General features: G+C 73.4%; 13 protein-coding genes. 8 read left to right on the top strand and 5 right to left on the bottom strand.

Annotated features, from left to right (window positions below):
* Positions 1–165: 165 nt before the first annotated feature.
* Both ACGFMP_RS03385 and ACGFMP_RS03380 read left to right on the top strand, forming a co-directional pair.
* Positions 166–1,146, top strand: coding sequence for a helix-turn-helix domain-containing protein (locus ACGFMP_RS03385; RefSeq protein ID WP_393669952.1), 981 nt, complete (start codon positions 166–168; stop codon positions 1,144–1,146).
* 46 nt (positions 1,147–1,192) lie between these two features.
* Positions 1,193–1,429: a hypothetical protein gene (locus ACGFMP_RS03380; RefSeq protein ID WP_393669951.1), complete on the top strand. Its 237-nt coding sequence runs from the start codon at positions 1,193–1,195 to the stop codon at positions 1,427–1,429.
* Here ACGFMP_RS03380 and ACGFMP_RS03375 read toward each other — a convergent pair.
* The gene (locus ACGFMP_RS03375; RefSeq protein ID WP_393669950.1) at positions 1,423–3,267 is read right to left on the bottom strand and encodes an NHL domain-containing thioredoxin family protein; all 1,845 of its coding nucleotides are present in this window, start codon (positions 3,265–3,267) and stop codon (positions 1,423–1,425) included. The two genes, ACGFMP_RS03380 and ACGFMP_RS03375, sit on opposite strands and share 7 nt — an antisense overlap.
* A 40-nt stretch (positions 3,268–3,307) precedes the next feature.
* Here ACGFMP_RS03375 and ACGFMP_RS03370 point away from each other — a divergent pair, with 40 nt between their 5' ends.
* Positions 3,308–3,790, top strand: a complete 483-nt coding sequence (locus ACGFMP_RS03370; RefSeq protein WP_393669949.1) for an LURP-one-related/scramblase family protein — start codon at positions 3,308–3,310, stop codon at positions 3,788–3,790.
* Between the two features lie 50 nt (positions 3,791–3,840).
* Here ACGFMP_RS03370 and ACGFMP_RS03365 read toward each other — a convergent pair whose 3' ends face one another.
* Entirely contained in the window at positions 3,841–4,638 is a 798-nt protein-coding gene (locus tag ACGFMP_RS03365) for a carbon-nitrogen family hydrolase (RefSeq protein WP_393670320.1), read from the bottom strand.
* Between the two features lie 134 nt (positions 4,639–4,772).
* Between ACGFMP_RS03365 and ACGFMP_RS03360 the strand changes: the two genes are divergently transcribed.
* The 5 genes from ACGFMP_RS03360 to ACGFMP_RS03340 all read left to right on the top strand — a co-directional run bounded on the left by ACGFMP_RS03360 (position 4,773) and on the right by ACGFMP_RS03340 (position 9,909).
* Positions 4,773–5,597: a maleylpyruvate isomerase family mycothiol-dependent enzyme gene (locus ACGFMP_RS03360; protein ID WP_393669948.1), complete on the top strand. Its 825-nt coding sequence runs from the start codon at positions 4,773–4,775 to the stop codon at positions 5,595–5,597.
* A gap of 285 nt (positions 5,598–5,882) precedes the next feature.
* Positions 5,883–7,628 carry a sensor histidine kinase gene (locus ACGFMP_RS03355; protein WP_393669947.1) on the top strand — a complete coding sequence of 582 codons (1,746 nt, stop codon included), beginning with the start codon at positions 5,883–5,885 and terminating at the stop codon, positions 7,626–7,628.
* Complete coding sequence (locus tag ACGFMP_RS03350) at positions 7,625–8,077, top strand: roadblock/LC7 domain-containing protein (protein ID WP_393669946.1); 453 nt, start codon at positions 7,625–7,627, stop codon at positions 8,075–8,077. The genes ACGFMP_RS03355 and ACGFMP_RS03350 overlap by 4 nt, the downstream gene beginning before the upstream one ends.
* Complete coding sequence (locus ACGFMP_RS03345; RefSeq protein ID WP_393669945.1) at positions 8,074–8,451, top strand: DUF742 domain-containing protein; 378 nt, start codon at positions 8,074–8,076, stop codon at positions 8,449–8,451. The genes ACGFMP_RS03350 and ACGFMP_RS03345 overlap by 4 nt, the downstream gene beginning before the upstream one ends.
* Positions 8,452–8,733: 282 nt before the next feature.
* A complete protein-coding gene (locus ACGFMP_RS03340) occupies positions 8,734–9,909 on the top strand; it encodes a cytochrome P450 (RefSeq protein WP_393670319.1) in 1,176 nt (391 codons plus the stop codon).
* A gap of 19 nt (positions 9,910–9,928) precedes the next feature.
* Here ACGFMP_RS03340 and ACGFMP_RS03335 read toward each other — a convergent pair whose 3' ends face one another.
* The 3 genes from ACGFMP_RS03335 to ACGFMP_RS03325 all read right to left on the bottom strand — a co-directional run bounded on the left by ACGFMP_RS03335 (position 9,929) and on the right by ACGFMP_RS03325 (position 13,243).
* Positions 9,929–11,158, bottom strand: coding sequence for a cytochrome P450 (locus ACGFMP_RS03335; protein WP_393669944.1), 1,230 nt, complete (start codon positions 11,156–11,158; stop codon positions 9,929–9,931).
* 94 nt (positions 11,159–11,252) lie between these two features.
* Complete coding sequence (locus tag ACGFMP_RS03330; RefSeq protein WP_393669943.1) at positions 11,253–12,575, bottom strand: nitrate/nitrite transporter; 1,323 nt, start codon at positions 12,573–12,575, stop codon at positions 11,253–11,255.
* Complete coding sequence (locus ACGFMP_RS03325; protein WP_393669942.1) at positions 12,572–13,243, bottom strand: GntR family transcriptional regulator; 672 nt, start codon at positions 13,241–13,243, stop codon at positions 12,572–12,574. The genes ACGFMP_RS03330 and ACGFMP_RS03325 overlap by 4 nt, the downstream gene beginning before the upstream one ends.
* Between the last annotated feature and the right edge of the window lie 179 nt (positions 13,244–13,422).

Raw genomic sequence — 13,422 nt, 5'->3', positions numbered from 1 at the left:
CCCGGTCCCCTCCGTCCCTCGGACGCGATGACCGGCGGTACCGCACACCGCGGCCGCAGTGCACGCAAAGGCGGCATTGCGGTCCGCGGCGCCGTGGAGTTGACTCCACCCTCTGTGCGAGCGGCGGCAAGGGTCGCGGCGGCCGATTCCCGAAGGGAGGCGACGATGGACGGGACGGTGTTCAGGAGCGAGGACCTGCCGCCGGCCGAGCGGTTCGAGGCCTGGCAGGCACTCATGAGCCAGACACACGCCCCGATGCGCCTGACCAGCAACCACGCCGGTGACTACCAGGCGCACCTGCGGCTCATCACCCTCGGCGAGGTGTCGATGTGGCCGGCCACCTACCAGCAGCTGGTGTTCCTGCGCACCCCGAAGCTGATCCGGCAGTCCGACCCGGAGTACTGCCACATCTCGCTGGTGGTGCGCGGCGGCGCGACCGCCTCCTGGCGCAGGAACGAGGCCACGTACGGCACCTACGACATCTTCACCAACGACAGCTCGGTGCCCTACGAGATCGCGACCTCGGACGAGACGATCACTTCGATCGGCATCGAGGTGCCCAAGACGCAGCTCGGCCTGCCGTGGGGCAGGGCACAGCAGGTGCTCGGGCGCCCGATATCGGGGCGCAGCGGGATCGGCGCCCTGCTGGCGCAGTTCGTCACCCAGGTGACGACGGACCCCACCCCCTACACGACGGCGGACGCGTACCGCCTCGGCGCCGTCCTCAGCGACCTGGTCACCGCGGTGCTCGCGAACGTGACGGACGCGGAGCCCCACCTCCAGCCGGAGACCCGCCACCGGACCCTGGTGCTCGGCGTGAAGGCCTTCATCAAGCGGAATCTGCACGACCCCGAGCTGACCCCCACCGCCATCGCCGCCGCGCACTACATCTCGGGCAGCCATCTGCACCGGCTGTTCAGGACCGAGGGGACCACCGTCGCCTCCTACATCCGCCACCAGCGGCTGCGGGGCGCCCGCCACGACCTCGCCGACCGGGCCCTGGCGGCCACGCCCGTCCACGTCATCGCGGCCCGCTGGGGCTTCAAGGACCACGCCACCTTCACCCGGGCCTTCCGCGCCGCCTACGGGACCACGCCCACCGACTACCGCCACGAGGCCGATGTTTCGGCGGTCAGCGTCGGGTAGGCGAGGGGTGAGCACCACTCAACTCCCCCCTCTGGAGGCGGACATCGTGGGTATCGGAGGCTGCATCATCCTGATCGCCGTCGGTGCGATCATCACCTTCGCGACGGACTGGCACGCCAAGGGGGTCAACATGGACCTGCTCGGCCTGATCATGATGGCCGTCGGCGTGATCGGCATGGCCGCGTACGTGAGCATCTTCAAGCGGCGCAGGATCCCCCCGACAGCGGACGGCAACGTGCCGCCCGTCGTCGAGGAGCGCTACTACACCGACCGGCGCTACTGAGCCGGCGGCGCGTCCATCCCGGCCAGGACCAGCGCGAGGCGGGTCTCACCGGTGTCGGTCAACCGGACCGGGACACCCCAGTCCTGCTGGTGCACATGGCAGGCCGGGTACTCGTTGGCCGGGTCGTCGTCGCAGGACGCCGCCATCGCCGACACGTGCAGGACGCCCTCCACCACGGACGGGTCGAGCACCAGATCCCGGAAGAGATCGGTGCCCTTGCCCCCGCCGTCCGCCAGCAACTCCGGCGGGGTCGCACTGACCAGCAGCCGGGTGGAGGGCCCGTAGCGCTCGTCGAGCTTCTGCCCGGCGGGCGCGGAGAAGACCACGTCTAGCCGGAAGGCACCGGCCGCCACATCCGTGGCGGCCCGCTGCGTGCGGTGGGCCACCGCCTCGACGCGCACCGCCTCCTCGGGCAGCCGCATCCGGGTCAGCCGGTGCCCCGCGGACTCCACGACGACGATGTCGCCGTCCACCACCGCCGCGTCCGACGGCTCGCGCAGGTCGGTGGCCAGCGTGCTGACCTCGCCGGTGGCCGGGTCGTAGCGGCGCAGCGCGTTGTTGTAGGTGTCGCTGACCGCGACGGAGCCGTCGGGCAGGCCGGTCACACCGAGCGGGTGCTGGAGCAGCGCCTGCCCCGCGGGCCCGTCACGGTGGCCGAAGTCGAAGAGGCCGGTGCCGACCGCGGTACGCACCACATAGCCGTCGCCGTCGGTCGCACGCTCCACCCAGCGCAGCGCGGACGTCTCCGAGTCGGCGACCCACAGCCGCCCCGCGCCCTCGGCGGCCGCCGAGAGCCCTGACGGCTGGGCGAACCAGGCGTCGGCGGCGCGGCCGTCGACCAAGCCCTCGTTCGTGGTGCCCGCCGCGACCTCGACCCGCCCTGCGGCCGGGTCGTACACCCACAGCTGGTGCACACCCGCCATCGCGATCCACACCCGGTCCTCGAACCAGGCCACGTCCCACGGCGACGACATGTCCACCTCGCGCGCAGTCCCGCTGGTCGGCGAGCCCTGCCACCACTGGCGCCCGGTCCCGGCCACCGTGGTGACCCGGCCGCTCTCCAGGTCGAGCCTGCGCAACGCGTGGTTGACGGTGTCCGCCACGATGACCCCGCCGTCCGGCAGCAGCGCGAGCCCCTGCGGCTCGCTGAACCGCGCCGTCGCCGCGTCGCCGTCCACGAAGCCGCGCTCACCGGTGCCGATCCTGCGCACGACCGTCTCGCCGTCGGCCGCCAGCTCCACCAGCGCATGCCGCGTCGAGTCCGACACCAGGTAGTGCCCCGACCCCGGCAGCGCCAGCACCTTCCCCGGAAAGCGCAGGTCCGTCGCCACCGGCTCCGGCGGCACGTACACGCCGTCGCCGCGCCGCAGCGTGCCCTTCGCTCCGTGCTCGACCTCCAGCTCCGAGATCAGCCGCTCCAGCGCGTGCGCGTGCCCCTCGCCCGCGTGCTGGGCCACCACGTAGCCCTCCGGGTCGATCACCACCAGGGTCGGCCAGGCCCGGACCGCGTACTGCTTCCAGGTCGCGAGCTCCGGGTCGTCGAGCACCGGATGGTGCACCTCGTACCGCTCGACGGCGTCCACCACGGCCTGGTGCTCCGCCTCGTGCACGAACTTCGGCGAGTGCACACCGACGATCACCACAGTGTCACGATGGCGCTCCTCCAGCTCCCGCAGCTCATCGAGAACATGCAGGCAGTTCACACAGCAGAAGGTCCAAAAATCCAGGATCACGATGGATCCGCGCAGGTCGGCGAGGGTGGGAGTGGCCTCACCCGTGTTCAGCCAGCCGCCCTTGCCGATCAGCTCGGGCGCCCGGACGCGTGCACGTGCAGTCATATCCCCATCCAACAGCATCACCGGGGGTAGGCATTCCCCCATGAAATACGTGGTGCAGGAGAAAATGTTCGCCATCGGCGACGACTACTGGATCGAGGACGAGGACGGCCGCAAGGCCTTCTACGTCGACGGCAAGGTGCTGAGGATCAGGGAGACCCTGGAACTCCAGGATCCGTCGGGCGCGGTGGTCGCCGTCATCCACAAGAAGCTGGTCAGCCTGCGGGACGCGATGACCATCGAGCGGGACGGCGACGTGCTGGTCACCGTCCGCAAGAAGCGGCTGGCGCTGCTGCACGAGGCCTACCGGGCCGACCTCGCCTCCGGCGAGGAGCTGGAGATCCGCGGCGACCTCATCGGCAAGGAGTTCGACATCGAGTACGAGGGCGAGCGGCTGGCCCGCATCTCCCGGAAGTGGTTCTCCCTGCGGGACGCCTACGCCATCGACGTCGAGCGCGAGGACGCGGACGCGGCCATGCTCATCGCGGTCGCCGTCTGCGTCGACCGCATGGTCGCCAAGGAGTAGCCGCCGGGTGGCCGCCGGGGTGGCCGCCTGCCGCTGCGGCCTCGGGGTCGCTACCGGCGGCTCACCCCGAGGACGCGGTCCCGCAGGACCGGGAATTCCGCGCGGGTCGCGGCCGCCCTGGCGGGGTCGAGGTCGACGGTGAGGACCTCCTCGCCGGGGCCGGCCTCCGCCAGCACGGTCCCCCAGGGGTCGACGACCATGCTGTGGCCGGCCTGCTCCACACCGGCGTGCGTGCCGGCGGTACCGCACGCCAGGACGTACGCCTGGTTCTCGACGGCGCGCGCCTGCACCAGGACCCGCCAGTGCGCGAGCCGCCGCGCGGGCCAGCCCGCCGGGACGACGAGCATGTCGGCGCCCTCGTCGACCAGCAGCCTGAACTGCTCGGGAAAGCGCAGGTCGTAGCATGTCGCGAGGCCGAGCACGGCCTGCGGCAGCCGTGCGGCGACGATCCGCTCGCCCGCCGCCATGACCACCGCCTCACCGCGGTCGAAGCCGAAGCGGTGGATCTTGCGGTAGACCGCGTGCAGCGCGCCGTCGGGCGCGAAAAGCAGCGAGGTGTTGTAGAGCGGCCCGTCGGGCCAGGGGTCGCGCTCGACCACGGAGCCCGCGTGCAGCCACACCCCCGCGTCCCGCGCGGCGGCGCTCATCGCCTCGGCGGTGGGACCGGCGGCGGCCGGCTCGGCGCCGCCCGCGAAGTCGTCGGACGCGAACGCGCCGACCGTCCACAACTCGGGCAGGACGACGAGATCCGCGCCCGCCTGGGCACGGACGAGACCGGCCGCACGGCGCCGCCGGTCGGCGGTCGTCTCGGCCGGGTCGACCTCGATCTGGAGAAGCGTTGCGCGCACCTGGACACCGCCCATACGTTGGGTCGTCAAGCCGGGCCTACCATCGTCATTCGAAAGCACTGCGTGGGCGCCCGCGCGCAGCGTAACTTAGGCGCCAACCACCACGACCGCGCACCGATCCGTCGAGGGGTCCCGTGACCGTCCACAGCAAGCTCCAGCCGTACATCGACGCCTGGACCCACTCCATAGAATCCATCAACGAACTGGTGTCCCCACTGACCGAGGGGGAGTGGAACCGCCGGACGGAGTGCCCCTACTGGTCGGTGCGCGACATCGTGTCCCACATCATCGGCTTCGAGTGCGAACTGCTCGGCGATCCGCGCCCGATTCACACACTTCCCAGCGATCTCCGGCACATCACGAGCGAGACCGCCCGCTACACCGAGGTGCCGGTCGACATCCGGCGGCACCACACGGCCCCCGAGATGACCTCGGAGCTCGAGTACACGATCATCCGCAGGTCACGGCAGCTGCGCAACGAGTCGCGGGAGCCCGACGCGGAGGTGCGTGCCATCGGCGGCGGCGAGATCACCCTCGAGGAGCAGCTGTGGAGCCGCGTCTTCGACGTGTGGGTGCACGAGCAGGATCTGCGCAGGGCGCTCGACAAGCCCGGCAACCTGGCGTCCGCCGCGGCCGCGCTGGCCAGGGACTTCGTGCTGCGCTCGCTGCCGAAGCTGGTCGCGCACGACGCGGGCGCCAAGCCCGGGTCCGCGGTGGTCTTCGACGTGCACGGGCCGCTGGAGTTCATGCGCACGGTGCGCGTCAACGCCGACGGCCGCGGTTCCATCGACTCGGCGGTCTCGCTCGGCCCCGCGGTGACCTTCGCCCTGGACTGGGAGACCTTCCTGCGGCTGCTGACCGGCAGGGTGCGGCCGGCGGCGGTCGCCGACCGGCTCAAGACCGAGGGCGACGCGGCGCTGGCGGAAGCGATCCTGCAGCACATCGCGGTGACGCGCTGACACGCTGACACGGTCGCCGGACCCCGGAAGGGCCGGTGCGTACGGGTGGCCACCCGTACGCACCGGCCCTTTGCATATATCCGACGGAACGTCAAGACCGGTAGGAATGCGGGCACTTCGGCGAGTAGGGTGCGGAACGCGGGATTCCCCCACGGCTCTCGCGTCCCGGGGGATGCTCTGCGTCCCCCGGCCGGCCTCCCCCACCGCCGGCCGGCCTCCCCCTTTCCGCCTCCACCGCTCACGGCAGGCGGCCGGCAGCCGGCCACCGCCACGAGGTAGCAATCGATGCCAGCCGCACCGCAGCCCCCGTCCGTCCCCTTTCCCCCCGCGGCCGCGGGCCCGCCCCGCCGGGCGTCGGCGCTGCCGGTCCACGGGCCGCCGGTGGCCGCGGCGCTCGCGGCCGCCGCAGCCGGCGGCTGGGCGGTCTCGCGCACCTCGGCCCCCGACCGGCCCACCGTGGCGCTGCTCGCCGGTGCGGCGGCGCTGCTGCTGGGCGCGGTCGTCGCGCTGGCCGGAGTCTGGTCGCGTACCGCCGACCGGCTCGCGGCGCAGAGCGCGCACGCACGGCAGGCCGCCGACGCGGCGCGGGCCGCCACCGCGGGACAGGCCGCGCTGCGGGCCGGGCTCGCCGCCGAGGCCGCCCGTGCGGCCGAAATCGAGCAGCAGGCGGACCTGCTGACCGAGGTGATCCTGCCCAGGGCGGTGGAGCAGCTGCGCTCGGGCAAGTCCGCGCCGACCGTGCTGGCGAAGCTGCCGCGGCCGCCGGGCGCGGCCCACCAGCGGCTGCTGGCGGCGGTCGTCGGCGAGGTCGGCGCGAGCGAGCGGATGCGGGCCGCGGTGATGGCGGCCTGCGCGAACACCGCCAGCCGGGTGCAGGCGCTGTCCACCAGCATGCTCGCCGACCTGCGCGAGATGGAGATGCGGCACGGCGAGGACGTGCTCGGCGACCTGCTGACACTCGACCACCAGACCGCGCAGGCCGGCCGGATGGCCGACAGCATCGCGGTGATCACCGGCTCCCGCTCCGGCCGCCGCTGGACCCGGCCGATCGTGATGGAGAGCATCCTGCGCGGTGCGGTGGGCCGGATCGGCGCCTACCGCCGGGTGCGGCTGCACTGCGCCTCCACGGCCGCGGTCGCCGGTTACGCCGCCGAGGGCGTCATGCACGCGCTCGCCGAGATCATGGACAACGCGACCACCTTCTCGCCGCCCGCCGAGGAGGTGCACGTCTACGTGCAGGAGACGCACGCGGGCGTCGTCGTCACCGTCGAGGACGGCGGCCTGACCATGCCGCCCTCGACACTGCTGCGGGCCGAGAAGCTGGTGTCGGCCGCGCCGCTGGACCTGCGGGACCTTTCGGGGACCCGGTTCGGGCTCGCGGTGGTGGGCTGCCTGGCCCGCAAGTACGGGCTGACGGTGTCCTTCCGCCCGTCGTCGCGCGGCGGAACGGGTGTGGTGGTGCTGATCCCGCAGCAGCTGATCACCCGGCTGCCCGAGGACTGGCCGCCGCTGCCCCGCCGCGAGGCCCGCTCGTACGACCGCGCCCCGGCGCCCGCCGCGCTGCCCCCCGCCGTGCCGGCGCCTGCCGGGGACGGCGGACGGAGGGGCAGGGCGCGTACGGACCTCGCCCGTACGGACGCCGAACAGACGGGCGCAGAACGGACGGGCGCAGAACGGACGGGCGGCACGCGGATGGAGAGCGTCCGGACCGGCGGCACGGGCGGCGAGCGTACGGAGAGCCTCCGCACCGGCGGCACGCGTACCGCGGTCGCGGCGCCCGTGCCGCTGCCCAGGCGCACCAGGAGCAGGACACGCGCCGGCTCAGGGCACCTCGACCTCATCGCGGCCGCCGCGGTGCCGCCCTCGCCGATCGCGCGGGACCGGGAGTCCCGGGAGCGCGAAGCCAGGGCCCGGGCCGCTTCGGGCGAGCGCTTCCGCGCCTTCCGCCGGGCCGCGCTCGGCGTGGCCCCCGTACCGCGGCAGGAACGTACCGACGGAGAACCGCACACAGGACAGGACACCGACAGATGACCACGACCGATCGCAGCCTGGACTGGCTGCTGGAGAACCTGCTGGCCAAGACCCCGGGCGCCCGGCATGCGCTGGTGCTCTCCAGGGACGGGCTCAAGCTGTGCATGTCGTCGGGCCTGTCCGCCGACCGCGCCGACCAGCTCGCCGCCATCGCCTCCGGAGTCCAGAGCCTGGCGCACGGCGCCTCCATGGAGTTCGGCGACGGCAGCGGCGGGGTCAGGCAGTCGATGACCGAATTCCACGGCGGCATCCTCTTCATCGTCGAGGCGGGCGAGGGCGCGCACCTGGCGGTGATCGGCGACGACGATGCCGACCCCGGCATCGTCGGGCACACCATGAACGAGCTGGTCGAGCAGATCGGCAGCCATCTGCGCGCCGACCGGCGCGACACCGGCGACGGGCAGGACCTGCTGCCCGCGCGGCCGCCCGGCGGGAGGCAGCCGGCATGACCAGGGCCCGGGGTCCCGGCCGCGGCCCTGTGGACAGCGGCGAGCCGGACCGGCTCTACGTCGTCACCGGCGGCAGGTCCCGCACCCGCGAGGACTCCTTCGACCTGGTGACCCTGGTGGTGAGCGAGGGCGAGCCGGCCCGCGGCATGCCCTCGGAGCACGTGCGGATCCTGGAGCTGTGCCGGCGCCCGATGGCCGTCGTGGAGCTGTCCTCCTACCTGCGGATGCCGGTCGGCGTGGTCAAGATCCTGCTGTGCGACCTCCAGGACTCCGGCCGGGTCAGCGCCCGCCACCCGGGGCCCGCGGGCCGCGGCGACCAGCTGCCGCCGCGCGACACGCTGAAGAAGGTGCTCCTTGCCCTCCAGAAGCTCTGAGCGCGCCCGTGGGGGCGCCGCCGCGCCCTCCCCGTGTTCCACCGCCACCACCGGCCCGAAGACCGTCGTGGCGGGCGCTTCCGGCGCCGGCGGGATCCGCGACGCGCGCAGCTTTCTTGCCGGCGCCGGCACCGGTATCGGGGTGCGGGCCGCCCCCGTCCCGCCCCCGCACTCCTCGCACACCCCGCCGTACGCCCGGGAGACCACGCCGTGACGACCCACCAGGACCCCACCGCGCCACCGCCCGCGCAGCGCGGTGAGGGTGCAGAAGAAGCGGTGCGCATGCACTCGCTGGACTTCACGTCCGACCCCGCCGACCTCTACCGGCGGCTGCGCCGCGCCCACGGTCCCGTGGCGCCGGTGCTGCTCGACGACGACATCCCGGCCTGGCTGGTGCTGGGCTACCGCGAGCTGCACCACGTGACCGCCAACCCGGAGGTCTTCGCCCGCGACTCGCGCCGCTGGCACGCCTGGGACCGCATCCCGCCGGACTGGCCGCTGCTGCCGTACGTGATGCACACCCCCTCCGTCCTCTTCACCGAAGGCGCCGAGCACCGGCGCCGCTCCGGGGCGATCAGCGACGTGCTGGGCGCGGTCGACCAGTACGAGCTGCGGATGGCGGCGGAGGCGGTCGGCGACCGGCTGGTCGACGGCTTCGCCGCCGCCGGGCACGCCGAGCTGATGGCGGACTACGCCGGGCAGGTGCCGCTGCGGGTGATGGCCGGACTCTTCGGCCTCGACGAGGACGAGACCGGCGGACTGGCGGCGGACATGGCCGCCTCGCTCGACGACGGGCCCGGCGCGGTCGACGCCTACCGGCGCATCCACGCCACGATGGCGGCGCTGCTCGCCCGCGGCCGGAACTCCCCGGGGCCGGACGTGCCGACCAGGATGCTGGAACACCCCGCGGGCCTCGCCGACGAGGAGGTCGTCCAGGACATGATCTCGATCATGGCGGCGGGCCAGCAGCCCACCTCCAACTGGATCGGCAACACCCTGCGGCTGATGCTCACCGACGACCGCTTCGCCCTCACCCTCTCCGGCGGTCGGCGCAATGCCGGCCAGGCACTCAACGAGGTGCTGTGGGCCGACACCCCGACGCAGAACTTCATCGGCCGCTGGGCTGCGCGGGACACCACCCTCGCCGGGCGGCGGATCGCCGAGGGCGACTGCGTGGTGCTCGGCCTGGCCGCCGCCAACACCGACCCGCAGGTGCGGCCCGACACCACCGCGGGCGCGACCGGCAACCGGGCGCACCTGTCCTTCAGCCACGGCGAGCACCGCTGCCCGGCCCCCGCCCCCGAGATGGCCGAGGTGATCTCCCGGGCCGCGGTCGAGGTGCTGCTCGACCGGCTGCCCGACCTGGCGCTCTCGGTGCCGGCCGAGGAGCTGGTGTGGCGCCCCTCGGTGTGGATGCGGGGCCCCGCACACCTGCCCGTCCGCTTCACCGCGTCGTGACCGCGGGCGGCCGCCCGCCTCAGCCGGCCCCGCCGGGCACGGGTGTGAAGCGCACCGGGAGCGAACCGGCGCCCCGGGTGAAAAGCCCCTGCTCGGGCGGCAGCCCCGGGCCGTCGGGCACCACGTCGGGCATCGCGTCCAGCAGCCGGCCCACCCCCACCTCGATCTCCGCCTTGGCCAGCAGCGCGCCCACGCAGAAATGCCGCCCGAGCGCGAAGGCCAGGTGGTCGGCGGCGGCCGAGAAGGCGTTCGCGGTGGTCAGGTCCTTGCGGTGGATGTCGTACGTGTCGGGTTCCGCGTAGCGCGCCGGATCGCGGTTGGCCGCCCCGATCAGGCAGGTCACCGTGGCGCCGGCCGGCACCGTACCGCCGCTGAGCGCCACGTCCCGAGACGGCTGCCGCATGATCATGTGCACCGGCGGGGTGAAGCGCAGCGTCTCGGCGAAGGCCGCCGCTATCAGCGAGCGGTCCGCGCGCACCGCCGCCAGCTGCTCGGGATTCGCCAGCAGGTTGCGGAAGACGCCCGCCACCGCCTTGTCCGTGGTCTCGCCGCCCGCCGCCAGCAGCAGGCTGACGAAGGCCTTCACATCCTCGTCGGACATGGCCACACCGTCGATCTCGGCCGTGCACAGCGTCGAGAGCAGGTCGTCGCCCGGGTGGGCGCGGCGTTCCCTGATCACCGGGAGCATGTAGGCGGCCAGCTCCTCGCGGGTACGCAGCCCGGCGGCGGTGACGTCGGGATCCTGGCTGAGATTGCCGAGGAAGGCGATGATCGCGGTGTACCAGCCGTGGAAGCGGTCGTGGTCCGCGCGGTCCAGGCCGAGCATGTCGACGATGACGTTGATCGGGAAGCGGGTGGCGAAGTCCGCGACCAGGTCGGCGCGGCCCTCCGCCCGGAAGCCGTCGATCAATTCCGCCGCGTTCCGCTCGATGACCGGCAGGAACTTCTCCCGCAGCTCCCGGCCGCGGAAGGCCGGGGCGACCAGCGCCCGGCGTACCGAGTGCTCCGTGCCGTCCATCTGCAGGATCGTCCTGCCGTGCACGGGGGCGAGCTGCCATTCGTAGTTGTCGCTGGTGAAGACCGGGTCCTTGAACGCGCGGGCCACGTCCTCGTACCGCGACACCAGGTAGCTGCCGGTGGCCTCGTGCCGGATCAGCGGGTGGTGCTCGCGCATGATCCGGTAGGCGCTGTACGGGTCGGCGGCGAATTCGGGCGACAGGATGTCGGGTGCCGCGTGCGCAGAGCTCATGGCGCTCCCTCGCGATGGGGTCGCGTGCGCCAACCACCGTGCGGTAATGGCGGGTTGACGCCCAGAAGGGCATAGTGCCCGCGCCCGTACCGGTCTACTCGCCGCCCACCGCCGCGGCGGACCTGTGGACGCTCTCCACCCGGCTGACCGCTATCCGCTCCCGCTCCAGGCGCTCGCTGTGCCGGCGCAGCCGCAGGATCTGCACGGTGCCGACCGCCTGGAGGACGAAGACGCTGCTCCAGGCCACCCGGTAGTCGTCGCCCGTGGCGTCGAGCAGCACCCCGACCGCCAGCAGGGTCAGCATCGACGCCGTGAACCCGCCGATGTTGACGATGCCGGACGCCGTGCCGAAGCGCTCCGGCGGGTTGGCCGGGCGGGCGAAGTCGAAGCCGATCATCGAGCCGGGGCCGCAGGCGCCGAGCACCACGCAGAGCAGCACCAGCAGCCACATCGGGTCCTGCCCGCCGGGCCAGCCGAGCACCACGGCCCAGATCGCCGCGGTGGCCGCTATCACGCCGAGCGTCAGCGGCATCCTGGCCCCGTGGTGGCGGGAGATCAGCTGGCCGAAGATCATCCCGAAGACCATGTTGGCCAGCACCACCAGGGTCAGCAGGCTGCCCGCGGTGCCGCGCGAGACCCCCTGGTCCTCGACCAGGTAGGGCAGGCCCCACAGCAGCAGGAAGACCATGCCGGAGAACTGCGTGGTGAAGTGCGTCCACATCCCCAGCCGGGTGCCCGGCTCCGCCCAGGCCGCGGCGATCTGCCGCCGTACGTAGGCGGCTCCCACGTGCTCCGCGGGCGCCGGCTCGTGCCCCTCGGGGTGGTCCTGGAGGAAGAACGCCACCAGCAGCAGCACGAAGGCGCCGCCGATCGCGGTGCCGAGGAAGGTCGGCGTCCAGCCCGCCGAGTGCAGCAGCCGGGACAGCGCGACCGTCGAGACCAGGTTGCCCGCCACCCCGAAGAGCGCCGCGCCCTGCGCGATCATCGGCCCGCGGCGGGCCGGGAACCAGCGCGACCCGAGCCGCAGCACGCTCACGAAGGTCATCGCGTCACCGCACCCGAGCACCGCGCGGGCGGCGAGCGCCATGCCGTAGGAGTGCGACAGGGCGAAGGCCAGCTGGCCGCTGGTGAAGAGCACCGCGCCCAGCATCAGCACCCGCTTGGTGCCCAGCCGGTCCACCATCAGGCCGACGGGTATCTGCATGCCGGCGTAGACCAGCACCTGGAGGATCGAGAAGGACGACAGCGCGGACGCGCCGATGTGGAAGCGGTCGGCGGCGTCGATGCCGGCCACCCCGAGGCTGGTGCGGTGCACCACCGCGACCAGGTAGACCAGGGTGCCGACGCCCCAGACCAGGGCGGCACGCCGGCCTCCCGGCGGGTCCCCCGGCAGCGCCCTGCCCGCCTGAGCACTCACGACTCGCCCCTGGCCAGGGTGTTGACCCGCGACAGGTGGCGGCGCACCGCGGCCTCGGCCTGCCGGGGGCCGCCGTGGCGCAGCGCGTCCAGGATCTCCGTGTGCTCGGCGATGTTCATGGCGACCCGGCTGGGCTCCGCGTGCATCGTCGCCACACCCATCCGCAACTGGCGGTCCCGCAGCTGGTCGTAGAGCTGGGAGAGGATGCGGTTGCCGGCCGCGCGCACGATCTCGGCGTGGAAGCAGCGGTCGGCGACCGCGAAGGCCGCCAGGTCCCCCGCGGCCGCGTGCCCGCGCTGCTCGGCCAGCAGTTCCTCGAGCCGGGCGACCAGCCGGTCGGGCAGCGCGCCCACCAGCTTCGCGACCGCGTGCTGCTCGACCAGCAACCGGGTCTCGACGACGTCGGCGATCTCCTGCGCGGAGACCGGCAGCACCAGGGCGCCCTTCTTCGGGTAGAGCTTGAGCAGCCCCTCCGCCTCGAGCCGCAGCAGCGCCTCGCGCACGGGGGTGCGCGACACCCCGACGGCGTCCGCGAGGCCGCCCTCGGTCAGCAGCGTGCCGCCCTCGTAACTGCGGTCGAGCACCCCTGCCTTGACGTGCAGGTAGACCCGCTCGGCTGCGGGGGGCGACTTGACGGCGACCGGGGTCGCGACGGCGGCTGCATCCATGATGCGCACATCATAGATACAACAGCGGGCCGCCCGATACGCCGTCCGGGATCCGGACGGCGTGCGGGATCCGGACGGCGTGCGGGCCGCCGCACACGGCGGGCTCCGGCGCCGGGGCGGGATCCCGAGGCGGGGCCGGGCTTCGGCGCTGCGGCCGGGCTCCCGCGGCGGGGCTCCCG

The organism is Streptomyces sp. NPDC049040, assembly GCF_043197715.1.
Taxonomy (GTDB): domain Bacteria; phylum Actinomycetota; class Actinomycetes; order Streptomycetales; family Streptomycetaceae; genus Actinacidiphila.
The sequence above is the reverse complement of the archived record's forward strand: the minus strand, read 5'-3'. Positions and strand labels throughout refer to the sequence as shown.

Coding starts and splice junctions, on each gene's coding strand:
- ACGFMP_RS03385 (WP_393669952.1), top strand. CDS start 166: ATGGACGGGACGGTGTTCAGGAGCGAGGACCTGCCGCCGGCCGAGCGG.
- ACGFMP_RS03375 (WP_393669950.1), bottom strand. CDS start 3,267: ATGACTGCACGTGCACGCGTCCGGGCGCCCGAGCTGATCGGCAAGGGC.
- ACGFMP_RS03370 (WP_393669949.1), top strand. CDS start 3,308: ATGAAATACGTGGTGCAGGAGAAAATGTTCGCCATCGGCGACGACTAC.
- ACGFMP_RS03355 (WP_393669947.1), top strand. CDS start 5,883: ATGCCAGCCGCACCGCAGCCCCCGTCCGTCCCCTTTCCCCCCGCGGCC.
- ACGFMP_RS03350 (WP_393669946.1), top strand. CDS start 7,625: ATGACCACGACCGATCGCAGCCTGGACTGGCTGCTGGAGAACCTGCTG.
- ACGFMP_RS03345 (WP_393669945.1), top strand. CDS start 8,074: ATGACCAGGGCCCGGGGTCCCGGCCGCGGCCCTGTGGACAGCGGCGAG.
- ACGFMP_RS03340 (WP_393670319.1), top strand. CDS start 8,734: ATGCACTCGCTGGACTTCACGTCCGACCCCGCCGACCTCTACCGGCGG.
- ACGFMP_RS03335 (WP_393669944.1), bottom strand. CDS start 11,158: ATGAGCTCTGCGCACGCGGCACCCGACATCCTGTCGCCCGAATTCGCC.
- ACGFMP_RS03325 (WP_393669942.1), bottom strand. CDS start 13,243: ATGGATGCAGCCGCCGTCGCGACCCCGGTCGCCGTCAAGTCGCCCCCC.